Genomic DNA, 18272 nt, shown 5'->3' on the forward strand with positions numbered 1-18272 from the left:
CCTTGGCTGTCGGCGCGGCCAGCGCGCCGAAATAGCGATCTTTACTTGCGGAACAAGTTGCGGGCGATGATGTTGATGCCCAACACCAGCAGCGTGATCAGCGTCGCGCCGGCCCAGGCCAGGTTGTTCCAGTCTTTGAAGGGGCTGGCGGCGTATTGGTAGATGACGACCGGCAGGTTGGCCATCGGCCCATTCATGTTCAGCGACATGAACTGGTTCGACAGCGCGGTGAACAGCAGCGGCGCGGTTTCGCCGGAGATGCGGGCGATGGCGAGCAGCACGCCGGTGATGATGCCGGACTTGGCGGCGCGATAGCACACCATGGTGATCATGCGCCACTTCGGGCAACCCAGCGCGGCGGTCGCTTCACGCAGGCTGTTGGGCACCAGCAGCAACATGTTGTCGGTGGTGCGGACCACGACGGGAATCACCAGGATGGACAGCGCAACCGCGCCGGCCCAACCGGAGTAATGCCCCACCTGCGCCACGTACACAGCGTAGATGAACAGACCGATGATGATGGACGGCGCCGACAGCAGCACGTCGTTCAGGAATCGCGTGGCGGGCGCCAGCCAGCCACGCTGGCCGTATTCCGCCAGATAGGTGCCGGCCAGAATGCCCACCGGCGTGCCGATCAGCGTGCCGACGCCCGCCATCATCACGCTGCCGAGAATGGCATTGAGCAGACCGCCCGCCTGACCCGGCGGCGGCGTGATTTCGGTGAAGAGCGTGTACGACAGCGCGGGCGCGCCCTTCATCAACAGCGTCAGAATGATCCAAAACAGCCAGAACAGGCCGAACAGCAATGTCGTCATCGACACGGCGAGCATGATGCGATTGACCACGCGGCGCCGGCGATAGATGCCGTTCTGCATGTTGAGTACGGATTCAGCCATGGTTTTTCCTTGTGCTTCCGGGCGTCAGGTCTTCTTGCCTTCGCTGGCGGACAGGCGGACCAGCAGCGCCTTGGCCAGGGCCAGCACGATGGTCGTGATGAGGAACAGGATCAGGCCCAGTTCCAGCAACGCCGCCTTCTGGATGCCGCCCGCCTCGTTGAATTCGTTGGCGAGCGCCGAGGCGATGGAGTTGCCGGGCGAAAACAGCGAGCCGGACCACTTGAACGCATTGCCGATGACGAAGGTCACGGCCATGGTTTCGCCGAGCGCGCGGCCCAGGCCGAGCATGATGCCGCCGATGACACCCGACTTGGTGAAGGGCAGGACCACGCGCCACATCACTTCCCAGGTCGTGCTGCCCAGGCCGTAAGCCGATTCCTTGAGCATCGCGGGGACCAGTTCGAACACGTCGCGCATCACGGCGGCGATGAACGGGATGATCATGATCGAGAGGATCAGGCCGGCGGTGAAGATGCCAATGCCGAACGGCGGACCCGCGAACAGTCCGCCGATGACGGGAAGACTGCCCAAGGTTGCGATCAGGAATGGCTGCACGTACTGCTGGAACACGGGCACGAAGACGAACAGGCCCCACATGCCGTAGATGATGGACGGGATGGCCGCCAGCATTTCGATGGCGGTGCCCAGCGGGCGGCGCAGCCAGGTCGGCGACAGTTCGGTCAGGAAGATGGCGATGCCGAAGGACACCGGCACGGCGATGATCAGCGCGATCGCGGATGTCAGCAACGTGCCGATGATCGGCACGACCGCACCGTAATTGGAATTGACCGGATCCCAGTCATTGAGCCACAGGAACGACAGGCCGTATTTGGCCAGCGATTCGCGGCTGCCGTAGATGAGGGAGATGAGAATTGCCGCCAGCAGAATGAACACCAGGAAGGCGAACAGGCGGGTCAGATTCTTGAACAGCGCATCCATCAGCGCGTTTTTTGTTTGCTTCATAGGCGAAGGCGTGCCGGTAGTCACGGAATCCGCCACGCTGGGCGGAAGCGGCACACTATTATCCATTACCGCGCTCATGGATGGACTTTCCTTAGGAAACCTGGGGGGAACAGCAGGTAGGTCGAATTACAGGCGGCGGCCCCGCCCGCCAGGTGGCGTCGGGGCCGCGCGTTACTGATTTACTTCCAGACAGCCTGGCCGTCGGCGGACTTCACTTCGCCCCAGGCGGCGCGGATTTCCTTGGTCACGGCTTCCGGCAGCGGCACGTAGTCCATGGCTTCAGCCGACTTGGCGCCGTTCTTGAAGGCCCAGTCGAAGAATTCCAGCACCGCCTTGCCCTGAGCCGGCTTGTCTTGCGACTTGTGGATCAGGATGAAGGTAGCGGCGGTGACGGGCCACGAATCGGCGCCCGGCTCGTCGGTCAGGACCACGCCCATGCCCGGCGCGCTCTTCCAGTCTGCGTTGGCGGCCGCGGCGGCGAACGCCTTTTGCTCGGGCTGGACGAACTTGCCGTCCTTGTTCTGCAGTTGCGTCCAGGCCAGCTTGTTCTGCTTGGCGTAGGCGTATTCGACGTAGCCGATCGAGTTCTTCAGCTGGCCGACGTAGGCGGCGACGCCTTCGTTGCCCTTGCCGCCCTGGCCGGTGGGCCACTTGACGGCCTTGCCTTCACCGACTTGCGACTTCCACTCCGGCGACACCTTGGACAGGTAGTTCGTCCAGCCGAAGGTGGTGCCCGAGCCGTCCGAACGGTGCACGACGATGATGTCGGCCGACGGCAGCTTCAGGTCGGGGTTCAGCGCCTTGATGGCGGCGTCGTCCCACTTCTTGACCTTGCCCAGGAAGATGTCGGCCAGGACCTTGCCCGACAGCTTCAGCTTGCCCGGCTCGATGCCGTCGACGTTCACGACGGCCACGGTGCCGCCGATCACGGCGGGGAATTGCAGCAGGCCGTGCTTTTCCAGGTCGGCAGCCTTCATCGGGTCATCCGAGGCGCCGAAGTCGACGGTCTTTGCAATGATCTGCTGCTGGCCGCCGCCCGAACCGATGGACTGGTAGTTGACCGCGTTGTTGGTCGCAGCCTTGTAGTCGGACGCCCACTTGGCGTAGATCGGGTACGGGAACGATGCGCCGGCGCCGGTCACGTTGGCGGCCTGGACTGCGAAAACGGCGGCGCTCAGCGCGACGCCCACGGAAACTTGCTTGAAGACACGTTTGAACATCTGGGTTCCTTCTGTGCTCGTTAAAGGAGTCTTGGCAGGCTTTTTAGCTGCCTGTCTTTCAGCGACCCTCGCATCTTAGGAGCCCAACGTGACAAGACCATGACAGTCATGATCCCCAGTGGCCGACCGGCAGAGCCAGATCCGTTCGGCTGCATTGGCAAGCCCGTCCCCGAATGAAAAAAGCCCATTTCCACTGGGGAAATGGGCTGGACGGGGCCATGCTCAAGCTCGGGGACTGGCAGGGAGCGGCGCTCGTCACCTGGTGAAATATCAGGGACGGTTTGCCGCCGTGCCGGTGCTACACGCCCAGCTTCTGCATCAGGAACTGGTGCAGGTTGAAGGGCTCGCGGCGGCTTTTGACGCGCGCGTAGTCGCCGCTGGGTTGCTGCTGCCAGGCGAGCTGGTTGTCGCGCAGGGCGTAGGTGAATGCTTCGTCGATGACGCGCTTCTTGAGCGTCTTGTCATAGATCGGGAAAGCGATTTCCACGCGCCGGAAGAAATTGCGGTCCATCCAGTCGGCCGACGACAGGTACACCGTCTCTTCGCCCTCGGCATAGAAATAGAAGACGCGGGAGTGCTCCAGGAAGCGGCCCACGATGGAACGCACACGGATGTTCTCCGACAAGCCCGGCACCCCGGCGCGCAGGGCGCATACGCCGCGCACGATCAGGTCGATCTTCACGCCCGCCTGGCTGGCCTTGTAGAGCTCGGCGATGATCTGCTCTTCGAGCAGCGAATTCATCTTGGCCATGATGCGCGACCGCTTGCCCGCCTTGGCGGCGCGCGCCTCGGCGCGGATCAGCGACACCATGCCCTCGTGCAGGGTGAACGGCGACTGCATCAGCGACTTCAATGCCCGCCGCGCGCCCAGGCCGGTCAACTGGGCGAAGACCTTGTCCATGTCCTCGCACAGCTTGGGATCGGCGGTCAGCAGTCCGAAATCGGTGTACAGCCGCGCCGTGCGGGGATGGTAGTTGCCGGTGCCCAGGTGGGCGTAGCGGCGCAGACGCCCTTTTTCCCGGCGCAGCACGACCGCCATCTTGGCGTGCGTCTTGTGCGCCACCACGCCGTAGACGACATGCGCCCCCACCTCTTCGAGCTTGGAGGCCCAGTTGATGTTGGTCTGTTCGTCGAATCGCGCCATCAGCTCCACGACCACCGTCACTTCCTTGCCGGCGCGCGCGGCCGCCAGCAGGATCTTCATCAGCTCGGAGTCCTCGCCGGTACGGTAGATGGTCTGCTTGATGGCCATCACGTCGGGATCCAGCGCGGCCGCGGTCAGGAAATCGATGACGGGCTGGAACGACTGGTAGGGGTGGTGCAGCAGGCGGTCGCACTCGGCCACCGCTTCGAAGAGATCAGCCGGCTTGTCGCCGACCCGGTCAAAGGGCGCGGGCACCGGGGCGCGATAGTCGGGAAACAGCAGGTCCGGGCGCGCCGCGGAATTGCACAGCTGCATGAGGCGCGACAGGTTCACCGGCCCCGGCACACGATAGGTGTCGTCCGCCTTGAGCGAGAACTCGCGCTGCAGGAACGTTTCGAGTTCAACTGGCGTCAGCTTGTCGATCTCCAGCCGGACGGCCGCCCCGAAGTTGCGCTGCGACAGCTCGCCTTGCAGCGCATGGCGCAGGTTGGTGACTTCTTCCTCGTCCACGAAGAGATCGCTGTTGCGGGTGACGCGCCACTGATAGCAGCCCAGCATTTCCAGGCCCGGAAACAGCTCGCCCACGAAGGCGCGCAGCAGCGACGTCAGCAGGATGTAGCCTTCGGGCTGCCCCGACAGTTCCTGGGGCATCTTGATCAGACGCGGCAGGGCCCGGGGCGCCTGGACGATGGCGATCGATGCCTGACGGCCGAAGGCATCGGCGCCCGCCAGCGACACGATGAAATTCAGGCTCTTGTTGTAGACGCGCGGAAACGGATGCGCGGGATCCAGCCCGATGGGCGTCAAGAGCGGCATCACGTCGCGATGGAACACGTCGCGCGCCCATTCCTGCTGCGCGGCGTTCCATTCGGAAGCGTGATGCAGCGCGATGCCCTCGGCGTGCATCGCCGGCAGGATGTCGTCGTTGAGCAGGTTGTACTGGCGGCCCACCAGTTCATGCACGGCCTGCTGCACGCAGTCGAAAGCCTCGTCCGGCGTCATGCCGTCCGGTCCGACCAGGTTGGGCGACTGGCGCTGCTGCTCTTTCAGACTGGAAATCCGGATCTCGAAGAACTCGTCCAGGTTGGAACTGACGATGCACACGTAGCGCAGCCGCTCGAGCAGCGGCGTCTTGGGGTTCTCCGCCATCGCCAGCACCCGTTCATTGAACTTGAGCAGCGACAATTCGCGATTCATGAGCAGAGGCTCGCCTGGCGGACGTGTGGGCATACCGGATTCCATACGAAAAGAGAGCGTGAAGTTTTACTGCAAAAGAGTGACGGTTCTATGACAGCGCCCATTCGCTAAGGGTACGTCAAATACGGGACGTATGGCGCATCGGCCTGACGCTTGCAAGCGCCTGTTCCATAAGCAAAAACCCGAAGCCGAAGGCGTTGTCACATGGGGTCTCTATAATCGGTCCACCTCACAGCCAATATCACGAGCCGCATGGATCAACTTCTGGCCGCGGTGGACCTCGGGTCCAACAGCTTTCGCCTCTCCATCGGACGCATCGTTCAGCAGGACGGTACGCCCCAGATTTACCAGATCGACCGCCTCAAGGAAACCGTCCGGCTGGCCGCCGGCCTGGATGCCGATAAACGGCTTAGCGACGACGCCATCGACCGCGCCATCGCCGTGCTGGAACGCTTTGGCGAACGGCTTCGCAGCTTTCACCCCAATCGGGTGCGCGCGGTTGCCACCAACACTTTTCGCGTCGCCCGCAACACGCGGGACTTCCTGCCCCGGGCCGAAGCCGCGCTGGGTTTTCCGATTGAAGTCATCGCCGGCCGCGAAGAGGCCCGCCTGATCTTCACGGGCGTGGTCAACACCCTGCCCCCCTCCCCCAACAAGCGCCTGGTCATCGACATCGGCGGCGGTTCCACCGAAGTCATCATCGGCAAGGGGCTCGAACCCGGTCTGATGTCCTCGCTTTACATGGGGTGCGTCAGTTACAGCCGCCAGTTCTTCTCGGACGGCGTGGTGGACGCCCACCAGATGAAACAGGCCGAACTGGCCGCGCGCCGCGAAATCGAAGTCATCGCCAAGCAGTATCGCAAGACGGGCTGGAAAGAAGTGTATGGTTCTTCCGGCACAGCCAAGGCGCTCTTTGCCATCCTGACCGAAGGCGGCTATTCCAACCGCGGCATCACGCGCGTCGGCTTGAACAAGCTGAAAGACCGCCTCGTGCGCTCGGGCCGCGTCATTCCGTCCGAGCTGCCCGGCATCAAGATCGAGCGCGCCGACGTGCTCCCGGGTGGCCTGGCCATCATGAGCGCGTTGTTCGACGAACTGGGCATCGACGTCATGCACACCGGCGACGGCGCGCTGCGGCTGGGCGTGCTGTACGACCTGCTGGGCCGCGACGACGAACACGACAAGCGCGATGAATCGGTGCGCCAGTTCATGAAGCGCTATCACGTCGATGTGAACCAGGCGCGCCGCGTGCGCCACGCCGCCCTCACCCTGTTCGATGCGATGTTCCCGGAAGGCCAGGAGCGCGCCGAACTGCGGCCCGCGCTCGGCTGGGCGGCAGACCTGCACGAAGTGGGCCTGTCGATCGCGCATAACGCGTATCACAAGCACACCGCCTACGTGCTCGAAAACGCGGACATGCCCGGTTTCTCGCGCGCGGACCAGCAACTGCTGGCCCTGCTGGCGCTGGGTCACCAGGGCAAGCTCGTCAAGCTGGAACCCCTGGTGCGATCGCGCCCGCAGTGGAAAGCCATTCTGGCCCTGCGTCTGGCCGTGCTGCTGTTCCGCCGCCGCGGCGAGATCGAGCCCCTGCCGCTGACCGCCTCGGTCCGCGACAACTCCATCGTGGTGCGCGTCAACCGCGAATGGCTGGCCGAACATCCGCTCAGCGACTTCACGCTGCGCGCGGAAGAAGCCGAGTGGAACAAGGTCGGGTTTTCGTTCGAACTGCTGGAGTTCTGAAGCGGCCTCGCGGGGCGGCCTGGCCGCCCCGGCGCTTCAAAATGGCGACAGATCGGTTTCCCGATCGAGCCGCCTGAGTTCCATGCGCAGCGGCCGGGTGGCCCGCCGTATCAGTCTGATAGTCATTCGGCGGAGCAGGCGGCGCATGGGAGTGGCGTCTAGCGCTGAGTATTGAGGACGGCCGGCTGATCCAGGCCGAAGTGGCGGCGGTAGCGCTCGTCCATGCGCTCCATCTTCAAGAGGACCGGAAAGTCGGCGGCGTTGAAATCCGGATCCCAGGCGGGTTCGCCGCAAACCTTGGCGCCCAGCTTCAGGTAACCCTTGATCAGCGGCGGCACGCGGGCCGGCAGGGTGCTGTTGAGCTTTTCGACCGGGTAGCGGTGCAGCGGCGTGACGCGCGGCTCGTTGCCCTGGGGCATCTGCTTGGCAACCGTGCGCCAGACTTCGGCGGCGGTGACGCCGTCGTCGCGCAGGCTGACGCTGGCGCAACCCAGCACGTATTCGTAACCGCCGCGGCGCAGGTATTCGGCCAGGCCGGACCACAGCAGCATGATGACCGCCCCGCCCCGGTAATCCGCGTGGGTGCACGAGCGGCCGACCTCGACGACTTCGTCGCGGATGGCGCCCAGACCCGACAGGTCGAACTCCGATTGCGAGTAATAGCCGCCGGCTTCGAGGGCTTTTTCGGGGGTCAGGATCCGATAGGTGCCGACGACGCGGTCCGTGTCGAGCTCGCGCACCATCAGGTGTTCGCAGAACGGATCGAAGCGGTCTTGTTCGATGCCGTCTTGCGCATCTGGAAAGACGGCGCCCATGTCTTCCGTGAAGACGTCATAGCGCAGGCGTTGAATCTGCTCTATTTCTTCGGCGGTACGCGCCAGGCCGACCGCCAGGACTTTGGGGGCGGCGCCCGTCCAGGGTTCTGCGGTACTGCGGCTCGGGTTGATGCGTGCTAATTCCAGCATTGCGCGAAGCTCCTAGAGAGTCCAGCCAGTGTGGACGCCCTGTATGTCAATGACTTGACCAATATGTTACGTGACTATGAAGATTAGGCCGGTACAGAAAGTGCACATAAACAAAGGCCACGCGCCGATTTTCGACGCGTGGCCCACATATTAAAACGAAAACTCCGGGTTTACCCCAAGCTTTGCGCAAGCTTCTCGGCGGAATTGGTCGCCAGCGCCTCGTCTTCGGCTTCGACCATCAGACGCAGCTTGGGTTCCGTCCCCGAAGCGCGGATCAGGATCCGGCCGCGGCCGTCCAGTTCGGCTTCGACAGCCTGGCGCGCCGCCGTCAGACCGGGGTGCGTCTTCCAGTCCATGCCGGGCGTGAGTGGCACATTGATCATTTTCTGCGGATACATCCGCAGATCGCTGACCCAATCGCCCAGCGCAGCCGAATTGCGGCGCAGCGCCGTCAGGACCTGCAACGCGGCCACGATGCCATCGCCCGTGGAGTGGCAGTCCAGGCACAGCAGGTGGCCGGAGCTTTCGCCGCCGTACAGCCAGCCGCGCGACTGCATCTGTTCCAGGACGTAGCGGTCGCCGACGTTGGCGCGGTCAAAGCCCACGCCCAGTCGCTTCATTTCGCGCTCGAAGCCGAAATTGGTCATCAGCGTGCCCACGACGCCTTCGACCTTGCCGCGCTGCATGCGCTCGCGCACGATGGCGTACATCAGCTCGTCGCCGTTGTAGATGCGGCCCTCGCCGTCGACCATCTGCAGGCGGTCGGCGTCGCCGTCCAGCGCAATGCCAAGCTGGGCGCCGCGCGCCTTGACTTCCTTGGCCAGCAGCTCGGGGTGCAGCGCGCCCACGCCCTTGTTGATGTTGAAACCGTCCGGGTTCACGCCGATCGCGTGGACTTCGGCGCCCAGCTCACGGAAGACGTGCGGGGCGATGTTGTAGGCGGCGCCGTGCGCGGCGTCGACCACGATGGTCATGCCGTTCAGGTCCAGATCGTTGGGAAACGTGCTCTTGCAGAACTCGATGTAGCGGCCCTGGGCATCGCCCATACGGCGCGCGCGCCCCAGGCCTTCGGAGCTGACGCAGCCCAGCGGCTCGTCCAGCGCGGCCTCGATCTCGGCCTCGATGTCGTCGGGCAGCTTCATGCCCTGCGCCGAGAAGAACTTGATGCCGTTGTCCTGGTAGGGATTGTGCGATGCGCTGATGACGATGCCGGCGACCAGGCGCAGGGCGCGGGTCAGGTAGGCGACGGCGGGCGTAGGGATCGGGCCGGCCAGCAGCACGTCGATGCCGGCGGCGGACAGCCCCGCCTCCAGCGCGGATTCCAGCATGTAGCCGGAAATCCGGGTGTCCTTGCCGATGACGACCTGCGGGCGCGTCGCGCCGCGCACCGCGTGCGCGCGCGCCAGCACGCGGCCGGCCGCGTAGCCCAGCCGCAGCGCGAATTCGGCGTTGATCACCGGACCGCCGACTTCACCGCGTACGCCATCGGTACCGAAATATTTGCGTCGAATCATGAACTGATAGCTCCTTGTTCAGCCGCCTGCCATACCTTAAGCGCATCCACGGTGGCCGCAACATCGTGCACGCGCACGATGGAGGCGCCACGCGCGACGCAGGCAAGCGCGGCGGCAATGCTGCCGGGCAGCCGGTCGCCGACCGGCCGGCCTGTGGCCTGGCCGATCATGTTCTTGCGCGACAGGCCGATCAGCAATGGATAACCGGTGCTGCGCAGGCTGGACAGCCGGCGCAGCAGTTGAAAGTTCTGGTCGGCCGTCTTGCCGAACCCGAAACCCGGGTCCAGCACGATGCGCCGAGGATCGATCCAGGCCGCGCGCAGCTTTTGCGCGCGTGCCCCCAGGAAGAGGCCAATTTCACCGATCAGGTCGGTGTACTCGGGCGGCGCCGCCTGCATGGTGCGCGGCTCGCCTTTCATGTGCATGACGCACAGGCCGCAGCGCGATTGCGAGACGGCCTCGATCGCGCCCGGCTGCCTGAAACCATAGATGTCGTTGATCATGTCCGCACCCGCGTCCAGCGTGGCGCGCATGACTTCCGGCTTGAAGGTGTCGATGGACAGCGGCACGCCGCAGTCGCGAAGCGCCTCGACCACCGGCAGCAGCCGGTTCAGTTCGTCGGACACGGACACGGGGTCTGCGCCGGGCCGCGTGGACTCGCCGCCCAGATCCAGGATCTGCGCGCCTTCGTCGATCAGCCGGCGCGCATGCGCCACCGCGGAATCGGTATCGTCGTGCTGGCCGCCGTCGGAAAACGAGTCCGGCGTGACATTGACGATGCCCATGACAAGCGGGCGCTCGAGATCAAACTCGAAGCGCCCGCAAAGGAAGTTATTTGCCATAACCCAGAACGAAGGACCTCAGACCGCAGCTGCCGTGTTACCACCTGCAGCCAGGCCGGTCGGCGGCGTATCGGACGTATCCGACGGGCCTTGCGGCGTCTTCGGGGGACGCGGGGGGCGGCCCTCCATGATGTCGTTGATCTGGTCGGCGTCGATGGTTTCCCATTCGAGCAGCGCGGCGGTCATCACTTCAACCTTGTCGCGGTTGTCTTCCAGGATCTTGCGCGCAACGCCGTACTGCTCGTCGATGATGCGGCGGATCTCGGTGTCCACCTTCTGCATGGTGGCTTCGGACATGTGCGTGGTCTTGGTGACGCTGCGGCCCAGGAAGACTTCGCCTTCGTTCTCGGCGTAGACCATGGGACCCAGTTCGTCGGTCATGCCGTAGCGCGTGACGATGTCTCGGGCGATGGCGGTGGCGCGTTCGAAGTCGTTCGAGGCGCCCGTCGTCATCTGGTCCATGAAGATCTCTTCCGCGATACGGCCACCGAACAGCACGGCGATCGTGGACAGCAGGCGGCCCTTGTCCATGCTGTAGCGGTCGGTTTCCGGAAGCTGCATGGTCACGCCCAGCGCACGGCCGCGCGGGATGATGGTGACCTTGTGGACGGGGTCGGTCTTGGGGAGCATGCGCGCGACGATCGCGTGGCCGGACTCGTGGTACGCGGTGTTCTTGCGTTCCTCTTCGGGCATCACGATGGAGCGGCGCTCGGCGCCCATGATGATCTTGTCCTTGGCCTTTTCAAAGTCGGACATATCCACCGTGCGGCCATTGCGGCGGGCGGCGAACAGCGCGGCTTCGTTGACCAGGTTGGCCAGGTCGGCGCCGGAGAAGCCCGGGCAGCCGCGCGCCAGGATGGTCGCGTCGACGTTGGGCGACAGCGGAACCTTGCGCATGTGAACCTTCAGGATCTGCTCGCGGCCACGGATATCGGGCAGCGGCACGACAACCTGGCGGTCGAAACGGCCCGGACGCAGCAGCGCCGGATCCAGCACGTCGGGACGGTTGGTCGCGGCGATCACGATGACGCCCTGGCCGGATTCGAAGCCGTCCATTTCAACCAGCATCTGGTTCAGCGTCTGTTCGCGCTCGTCGTTGCCGCCACCCAGACCGGCGCCACGCTGGCGGCCGACCGCATCGATTTCGTCGATGAAGATGATGCAAGGCGCGTGCTTCTTGGCGTTTTCGAACATGTCGCGGACACGGGCCGCGCCCACGCCGACGAACATTTCAACGAAGTCCGAGCCGGAGATGCTGAAGAACGGCACCTTGGCTTCGCCGGCGATGGCCTTGGCCAGCAGCGTCTTGCCGGTACCGGGCGAGCCCACCATCAGCACGCCGCGCGGAATGCGGCCGCCCAGCTTCTGGAACTTGCTGGGGTCGCGCAGGAAGTCGACCAGTTCCTGGACGTCTTCCTTGGCTTCGTCGCAGCCGGCGACATCGGCGAAGGTGATCTGGTTGGTGTTCTCGTCGAGCATCCTGGCGCGCGATTTGCCGAAGCTGAACGCGCCGCCCCTGCCACCGCCCTGCATCTGGCGCATGAAGAACACCCAGACGCCGATCAGCAGCAGCATGGGGAACCACGACACGAAGATGCTCATCAGCAGCGACTGCTCTTCACGCGGCTTGCCGGACACCTGCACGCCGTACTTCAGCAGGTCGGAAACCATCCAGAGATCACCGGGCGAAGTCAGCGTATAGGCGCGGCCCGCGTCCGGGGTGACGTACAGCACGTCGCCTTGAACGTCGACCTTGCGGATGCGTCCCGCCTTGGCGTCGTCCATGAACTGCGTGTAGGTCACGCCGTCCTGAGTCTGAGCGCGTCCGTCGAACTGTTTGAAGACGGTGAACAGCACCAGGGCTATCACCATCCAGACAGCGACTTTGGAAAATGAATTGTTCAAGGTCGATCTCCTGCTTTCGATTCCGACCGGCGACTGTGCACCCGCGTATGGCACAGTCACAAGTATGTCAATAGCCCATTCTAACCTGTAGGACGGAGTTGCGTCCCGGCAGCCGTGGGGCCCATTTAATTACATTTGATTCTTGAGTTTTCTGGTCGTTGTCTCGGCGGGACGGGGTTTTCTTGGCCAGGGCACCTTGCCCCGGATGGATACGGAAGGGTTACTTCAGATCGCGCGCCACCAGAAAGGTTTCAGAGGACTTGTCCCGTGACGCCTTCGGTTTGCGTTCAACCACCCGGCGAAAGCGCTTTTTGAAGGATTCGACGATCTGCGAAAAGCCAGTGCCGTGGAATGCCTTGACGATCAGCGCCCCGTTGGGCTTGAGGTGGGCGCAGGAAAATTCCATCGCCAATTCGCACACATGCTGGATGCGCGCGGCATCGGCAATACCCACCCCGGACAAGTTGGGGGCCATGTCGGAAATAACAAGGTCCACCGCACGGGTTCCGACCATGTCTTCCAATTGTTTCAAGACTTCGTCTTCGCGGAAGTCGCCCTGGATGAATTCCACGCCTGCCACGGGTTCCATGGGCAGGATGTCCAGCGCGATAATGCGGCCGTCCACGACGCCGCCCGGCCCCGCGAGCCGTTCGCGCGCCACCTGTGACCAGCTGCCGGGCGCGGAGCCCAGGTCGACGACCAGGTCGCCGCGGCGCAGCAGCTTTTCGGTGTCGAGAATCTCGATCAGCTTGAAGGCGGCGCGGGCGCGATAGCCCTTCTGTTGCGCCAGCTTCACATAGGGATCGTTGATGTGCTGGTGAATCCAGTCTTTAGAGAATTTATTCTTGGCCATTACCGTACAATTCCACGCATGCCTATATTAGAACTTACCTCTCGTGAGCGCAGCGACCTGCGGTCCGCCGCTCACCCTCTGCGCCCTGTCGTCCTGATTGGCGACAACGGCCTGACCGACGCCGTGCTGAAGGAAATCGACCGGGCGCTGACGTCACATGGCCTCATCAAGGTTCGCGCCGGCGGCGACGACCGCGAGGCCCGTGACGCCATGCTTGCCACGATCTGCGACACGCTATCGTGCGCGCCCGTGCATCACCTGGGCAAGACCCTGATCCTGTTCCGCCCGCTGCCCGGCAACATCAAGCCCGCCGCGCTGGCCGCCCAGGAGCCCGAAGCCCCCGCCAAGCGCCGCGCCTCGGAGCCGTACACGCCCAAGAAGCTGGCCGCCGAAGGCCGGACCCTTGCCAAGCGCCCGCGCCGCAGCGAGTCCGAAGAGCCCGCGCCCGCCAAGAAGCGTTACGTCCCCCAGGACGAACTCAACAAGAAGGGCAAGCCCATGCGGCCGTCCAACAAACGCGCCACCACCAGCGGCCACGGCATTCCGCGCCGCGCCGGCAGCGCGCTGAGCCTGCGCGCCGGGGCCCGCAGCGGCACCAGCCGCAAGACTGCAAAACGGTAAGTCCAGGCACAAAAACGGGCGCTTTACGCGCCCGGTCCACCATAGCGATCCGCAATGTACCGCGGAATTCAGACGAACGTTGCGTCAGGGCCAGGGTGGTTTGACATTTTTACTGCTTGACGGGTTTGCGTCAGATGTAACGCACACCCAGGACTTCATACTCGCGAACGCCAGCCGGGGCCATGACCTCGACCACGTCGCCTTCGCTCTTGCCGATCAGCGCGCGAGCCACGGGGCTGGACACGGAAATCAGGTTGGACTTGATATCAGCTTCGACGTCGCCGACGATCTGATAGGTGACGCGATCGCCCGAATCCAGGTCTTCGATGTCGACGGTGGCGCCAAACACGGCGCGGCCTTCGGCCTCGAGCGAGGACGGATCGATGATGTGGGCATTGGAAAGCGTGCCTTCAAGCTCGGCAATCCGGCCCTCGATGAAACCCTGGCGCTCGCGAGCGGCATCGTACTCGGCATTTTCCGACAGATCACCCTGCGCGCGAGCCTCGGCGATCGCGTTGATCACAGCAGGACGTTCGACGGTTTTCAGCCGTTGGAGCTCTTCTTGCAAGCGCTCGGCCCCGCGCACGGTCAAAGGAATGGCAGACATGTCGTTTCCCAAACAAAAAGTAGAAAAACGCCCCGAAGGAGCGTTCTCGGTGAAGGCCGCTGAACCGGCGCGCTTGCCATCTGATGCTTGAAAAAAACCTGGCGAGCGGCGCGGGCGACCAAAACAAAACCCCGGCTCGGGTCGGAACCGGGGCAATCAAGTTCATATTGTGGTCAAACTTGGTGGGAAATGCAAGCCGCCGGAGAAAACGGCCTTTTCGGCGCATTTCGCCGCTGTAACCCGCTAAAAACGGCGATTTCGGCCCAAAAACGCTGGCGATGCCGACCGTAGCGGCGAACCGTGACGCGGACTGCCGGTTTTCCGGGATCGGCTACCGCTGAAAAACACCTGAAAGATTGCCTGTGCGGCTTGAAACGGGGGCGCCAGGGCGCCCCGGCCCGCCGCGTTTACTTGGTGCGTCGCAACAGCGCATACAGGATGATGGCGCCGAAGGTGGCGGTACCGATGCCGCCCAGCGTGAAGTCGCCCAGCTTGATGGTGAAGTCGCCCGCGCCCAACACCAGCGTGACAGCGGCCACGATGAGATTGCGGTTGTCGGTGAAATCCACCTGATTGACGACCCAGATGCGGGCGCCGGCGATGGCAATCAGGCCGAATACGACCACCGACATCCCGCCCAGCACGGGCCCCGGGATCGTCTGGATCAGTGCGCCGAACTTGGGCGAGAAGCCCAGGACGATCGCAATCACCGCAGCAATCACGAACACCAGCGTGGAATAGATGCGCGTGACCGCCATGACGCCGATGTTCTCGGCGTAGGTGGTGACGCCCGTGCCGCCGACAGCGCCCGACACCATCGTCGCCACGCCGTCGCCGACGAAGGCCCGGCCCAGGTAGCGGTCCAGGTCACGCCCCGTCATGGCGCTGACGGCCTTCACGTGCCCCAGGTTTTCGGCCACCAGGATGATGGCGACCGGAACGATCAGGCCCATGGCCTCGGCCTTGAAGACCGGCGCCGAGAACTGCGGCAGGCCGAACCAGGCGGCGGCGGACACCGCGGAGAAATCGATGGGCTTGCCCAGGCCCAGGCCGTTGGCCAGCACCGCGTACACCACGCAGGCAAGGATCAGGCCGACCAGGATGAGCAGGCGCTGCACCATGCCCCGCGTGTAGACGGCGATGCCGCCCACGCAGACGATCGTGACGATCGCCATGGCGCTATCGAAGCCCGACGCCCCCATCGCGCCCTTGGCGGCGATGGGCGCGAGATTCAGGCCGATCACCGCCACCACCGCGCCCGTGACGACGGGCGGCATGAGGGTATCGATCCAGTTGGCGCCGCCGCCTGCCCGGGCATTGACGATCCAGACGATGACGCCGATCAGCGTGTAAGCCAGACCGCAGGCAATGATGGCGCCCAGCGCGACACCGATGTTGGCGTTGGCCCCGCCGCCGCCATAGCCGGTCACCGCGATGACGCCGCCGATGAACGCGAAGCTGGAACCCAGGTAGCTGGGCACCCGGCCGCCCACGAACAGAAAGAAGATCAGCGTGCCGATGCCCGACATCAGGATGGCGACGTTGGGATCGAACCCCATGAGCAACGGCGCCAGGACGGTCGAGCCGAACATCGCGACGACGTGCTGTGCGCCCATGGCGACGTTCTTGGGCCAGGACAGCCGTTCGTCGGGCGCGATGATGACGCCGGGCTCGGCGTCGTCCGCCAGGCGCCAGCGCGGAAAGTAGGAGTTGGACATGGATTCCCCGGGGTGGTACGAGAGGGTTTCAAACTGCGAGCGGGCGCCAGTGTAAAGGGGGCCATCAAGCGGGGGCAACGTTTAAGTTTTGCCGGCCGATTGCCGTATTAGTGGAAACCCCGAAATCCCAGGCAAAGGAACAGTCATGGCGATCAACAGCATCAGCGGCACCTCCCGGATCAGCAGCCTTGCAGATCTGTGGGCCGAGAAGATCCAGGCCAACAAGGAAGCGAAGAACGCTTCGGGGCAGGATGCGGTGTCGGTGACTGCGGAAGGCAAGATCCGCGTCAACAATCCGGGCGCCACCAAGGTCGGCAACGCGCAGGCCACCGAAGAAACCGACAACGACGACGAATACACCCGCCAGATCAAGGAGTTGCAAAAGCAGCTCAAGCGCATCATGGATCAGATCGCCAAAGTGAAGGCGAGCGGCATGTCGGCCGAAATGAAGGCGCAGCAGATCATGGCGCTCAATGCCCAGGCCGTGCAGATCCAAGGCCAGATTTCCCATCTCCTGGCAAAACAGGCGCAGGCTGCCAAACAGGCCGGCGTGTCGGCCCAGGCCTGATTCGGGGCAAGCGATGTGGCGCCGTCGCTGATGGCGCGCATCAAAATTTCTGATTGGACGCTCCTCGGGCGTGCCGGTACTGTCTCCAGACAAATCTAAAACCACGGAGACAAACCATGCACGCTATGCGCACAGCCCTGGCCGGGGCGTTGCTGGCCGTTTGCGCGGCGCCGGCCCTGGCCGGCACCGTTACGGTGATCACGTCGTTCCCCAAGGACCTGACCCAGGCCTACAAGACCGCGTTCGAAAAAGCGAACCCAGGCATCACCCTGGAAATCCTGAACAAGAACACCGTGTCGGGCATCGCCTTCGTGCGCGAGACGCCGGCAGGCCAACGCCCCGAGGTCTTCTGGGCGAGTGCGCCCGATGCGTTCGAGGTGCTGGGGCGTGACAAGCTGCTGGCCAAGTCGGCCGACATCGCCAACAAGGACGTCCCCGACAAGATCGGCAGCTACCCCATCAACGATCCGGGCGGGATGTATCTGGGCCAGGCGCTGGCGGGCTACGGCATCATCTACAACACCCGGTACATCGCGGCGCACAAGATTCCGGCTCCGGTGGAATGGAAGGATCTGCTGTCGCCCAAGTGGTTCGGCCACGTGGGCATCACCTCGCCGTCGCGCTCGGGCACGATGCACCTGACGGTGGAGACCATCCTGCAGGGCGAAGGCTGGGATGACGGCTGGAGCACGCTGCTTCGCATGTCGGGCAACAGCAGCGCCGTGACCGAGCGCTCGTTCGGCGTGCCGGACGGCGTGAACAACGGCCAGTTCGGCGCAGGCCCGGTCATCGACTTCTTCGGACTGTCGAGCAAGTATTCCAAGTTCCCGGTCGAGTTCGTCTATCCCTCCGAGACGGCCATCGTCCCGGCCAACATCGCGCTGATCGAGGGCGCAAAGAATACCGAGGAAGGCAAGAAGTTCATCGCCTTCACGCTGAGCCAGGCAGGCCAGGAGCTGCTGCTGGAGCCGAAGATCTCGCGGTTGCCGGTGCTGCCCTACTCCGCGCTGGCCGGAAAGATTCCGCCGGGCTATCCCGATCCGGCGGAAATCGCCAAGCGCAGCAAGGTGCATTTCGATGCGGACCTGTCGCAGACGCGCTACTACGTCGTGCAATCGCTGTACGACCAGACCGTGACGTTCCGGCTGAAAGAGCTGCAAGCGGCCACCAAGGCCATCTACGACGCCGAGGCCAAGCTGGGCGACAAGGCCAAGAGCGGCAAGGCGGCGGAACTGCTGGACCAGGCGCGCAAGCTGGCCTGGGCGCCGTTGGTGGACAGCAAGAAGGCGGCCGACCCTGCCTTCCTGGCGATCTTCGCGGGCAACAAGAAGGACGCGGCCGTCAATCAGCAGATCACGCAGCTCGAAGGCGAGTGGAACGGCCGCGCGCGCGCCAACTACGAAGAAGCCGTCAAGCTGGCGCGGCAAGCCGCCGCGCTCTGATACGCAGGACGCACTGAACGCGGCGAGCGGGCCTGACCTGCCCGCCGCGGGCAGCGCTTGTCTTCTGGCAACGATTT

At 64.1% G+C, this 18272-nt stretch carries 15 protein-coding genes; 4 read left to right on the forward strand and 11 right to left on the reverse strand.

What is annotated here, in order from left to right; genetic code table 11:
* Positions 1-41 precede the first annotated feature (41 nt).
* The 4 genes from pstA to ppk1 form a co-directional block, all read right to left on the reverse strand.
* A complete protein-coding gene (pstA, locus tag QEP15_RS18790; RefSeq protein WP_081259763.1) occupies positions 42-896 on the reverse strand; it encodes a phosphate ABC transporter permease PstA in 855 nt (284 codons plus the stop codon).
* Positions 897-920: 24 nt separating this feature from the next.
* Positions 921-1937, reverse strand: coding sequence for a phosphate ABC transporter permease subunit PstC (gene pstC, locus QEP15_RS18795; RefSeq protein WP_280147855.1), 1017 nt, complete (start codon positions 1935-1937; stop codon positions 921-923).
* Between the two features lie 101 nt (positions 1938-2038).
* Entirely contained in the window at positions 2039-3079 is a 1041-nt protein-coding gene (gene pstS, locus QEP15_RS18800) for a phosphate ABC transporter substrate-binding protein PstS (RefSeq protein WP_180098130.1), read from the reverse strand.
* Positions 3080-3377: 298 nt separating this feature from the next.
* Positions 3378-5453, reverse strand: coding sequence for a polyphosphate kinase 1 (gene ppk1, locus QEP15_RS18805; protein WP_056326848.1), 2076 nt, complete (start codon positions 5451-5453; stop codon positions 3378-3380).
* Between the two features lie 219 nt (positions 5454-5672).
* Between ppk1 and ppx the strand changes: the two genes are divergently transcribed.
* A complete protein-coding gene (gene ppx, locus QEP15_RS18810) occupies positions 5673-7160 on the forward strand; it encodes an exopolyphosphatase (protein WP_062841742.1) in 1488 nt (495 codons plus the stop codon).
* Between the two features lie 158 nt (positions 7161-7318).
* On the opposite strand, the gene QEP15_RS18815 is transcribed toward ppx, so the two are convergent.
* From QEP15_RS18815 to QEP15_RS18835, 5 genes are all read right to left on the reverse strand, one after another.
* Entirely contained in the window at positions 7319-8125 is an 807-nt protein-coding gene (locus QEP15_RS18815) for a GNAT family N-acetyltransferase (protein ID WP_062841741.1), read from the reverse strand.
* Between the two features lie 170 nt (positions 8126-8295).
* The gene (glmM, locus tag QEP15_RS18820) at positions 8296-9639 is read right to left on the reverse strand and encodes a phosphoglucosamine mutase (protein ID WP_152385279.1); all 1344 of its coding nucleotides are present in this window, start codon (positions 9637-9639) and stop codon (positions 8296-8298) included.
* Positions 9636-10481, reverse strand: coding sequence for a dihydropteroate synthase (folP, locus tag QEP15_RS18825; RefSeq protein WP_152385280.1), 846 nt, complete (start codon positions 10479-10481; stop codon positions 9636-9638). The genes glmM and folP overlap by 4 nt, the downstream gene beginning before the upstream one ends.
* Positions 10482-10499: 18 nt before the next feature.
* Positions 10500-12386: an ATP-dependent zinc metalloprotease FtsH gene (gene ftsH / locus QEP15_RS18830; RefSeq protein WP_062841739.1), complete on the reverse strand. Its 1887-nt coding sequence runs from the start codon at positions 12384-12386 to the stop codon at positions 10500-10502.
* 220 nt (positions 12387-12606) lie between these two features.
* Positions 12607-13239: an RlmE family RNA methyltransferase gene (locus QEP15_RS18835; protein ID WP_056326836.1), complete on the reverse strand. Its 633-nt coding sequence runs from the start codon at positions 13237-13239 to the stop codon at positions 12607-12609.
* Between the two features lie 18 nt (positions 13240-13257).
* Between QEP15_RS18835 and QEP15_RS18840 the strand changes: the two genes are divergently transcribed.
* Positions 13258-13860 carry a YhbY family RNA-binding protein gene (locus tag QEP15_RS18840; protein WP_056326834.1) on the forward strand — a complete coding sequence of 201 codons (603 nt, stop codon included), beginning with the start codon at positions 13258-13260 and terminating at the stop codon, positions 13858-13860.
* Positions 13861-13990: 130 nt separating this feature from the next.
* Here QEP15_RS18840 and greA read toward each other — a convergent pair whose 3' ends face one another.
* Positions 13991-14467, reverse strand: a complete 477-nt coding sequence (gene greA, locus QEP15_RS18845) for a transcription elongation factor GreA (protein ID WP_008158056.1) — start codon at positions 14465-14467, stop codon at positions 13991-13993.
* A gap of 407 nt (positions 14468-14874) precedes the next feature.
* Positions 14875-16185, reverse strand: a complete 1311-nt coding sequence (locus tag QEP15_RS18850; protein WP_280147856.1) for a solute carrier family 23 protein — start codon at positions 16183-16185, stop codon at positions 14875-14877.
* A gap of 145 nt (positions 16186-16330) precedes the next feature.
* Here QEP15_RS18850 and QEP15_RS18855 point away from each other — a divergent pair, with 145 nt between their 5' ends.
* Together QEP15_RS18855 and QEP15_RS18860 are read left to right on the forward strand one after the other, a co-directional pair.
* On the forward strand, positions 16331-16753 hold the full coding sequence (locus QEP15_RS18855) for a FlxA-like family protein (protein WP_056326831.1): 423 nt from the start codon (positions 16331-16333) through the stop codon (positions 16751-16753).
* 116 nt (positions 16754-16869) lie between these two features.
* Complete coding sequence (locus QEP15_RS18860; RefSeq protein WP_152385284.1) at positions 16870-18195, forward strand: ABC transporter substrate-binding protein; 1326 nt, start codon at positions 16870-16872, stop codon at positions 18193-18195.
* Positions 18196-18272 lie beyond the last annotated feature (77 nt).

Source organism: Achromobacter mucicolens, from assembly GCF_029866465.1.
Classification (GTDB): Bacteria; Pseudomonadota; Gammaproteobacteria; order Burkholderiales; family Burkholderiaceae_B; genus Achromobacter; species Achromobacter mucicolens.

Coding starts and splice junctions, on each gene's coding strand:
- pstA (WP_081259763.1), bottom strand. CDS start 896: ATGGCTGAATCCGTACTCAACATGCAGAACGGCATCTATCGCCGGCGC.
- pstC (WP_280147855.1), bottom strand. CDS start 1,937: ATGAGCGCGGTAATGGATAATAGTGTGCCGCTTCCGCCCAGCGTGGCG.
- pstS (WP_180098130.1), bottom strand. CDS start 3,079: ATGTTCAAACGTGTCTTCAAGCAAGTTTCCGTGGGCGTCGCGCTGAGC.
- ppk1 (WP_056326848.1), bottom strand. CDS start 5,453: ATGCCCACACGTCCGCCAGGCGAGCCTCTGCTCATGAATCGCGAATTG.
- ppx (WP_062841742.1), top strand. CDS start 5,673: ATGGATCAACTTCTGGCCGCGGTGGACCTCGGGTCCAACAGCTTTCGC.
- QEP15_RS18815 (WP_062841741.1), bottom strand. CDS start 8,125: ATGCTGGAATTAGCACGCATCAACCCGAGCCGCAGTACCGCAGAACCC.
- glmM (WP_152385279.1), bottom strand. CDS start 9,639: ATGATTCGACGCAAATATTTCGGTACCGATGGCGTACGCGGTGAAGTC.
- folP (WP_152385280.1), bottom strand. CDS start 10,481: ATGGCAAATAACTTCCTTTGCGGGCGCTTCGAGTTTGATCTCGAGCGC.
- QEP15_RS18835 (WP_056326836.1), bottom strand. CDS start 13,239: ATGGCCAAGAATAAATTCTCTAAAGACTGGATTCACCAGCACATCAAC.
- QEP15_RS18840 (WP_056326834.1), top strand. CDS start 13,258: ATGCCTATATTAGAACTTACCTCTCGTGAGCGCAGCGACCTGCGGTCC.
- greA (WP_008158056.1), bottom strand. CDS start 14,467: ATGTCTGCCATTCCTTTGACCGTGCGCGGGGCCGAGCGCTTGCAAGAA.
- QEP15_RS18850 (WP_280147856.1), bottom strand. CDS start 16,185: ATGTCCAACTCCTACTTTCCGCGCTGGCGCCTGGCGGACGACGCCGAG.
- QEP15_RS18855 (WP_056326831.1), top strand. CDS start 16,331: ATGGCGATCAACAGCATCAGCGGCACCTCCCGGATCAGCAGCCTTGCA.
- QEP15_RS18860 (WP_152385284.1), top strand. CDS start 16,870: ATGCACGCTATGCGCACAGCCCTGGCCGGGGCGTTGCTGGCCGTTTGC.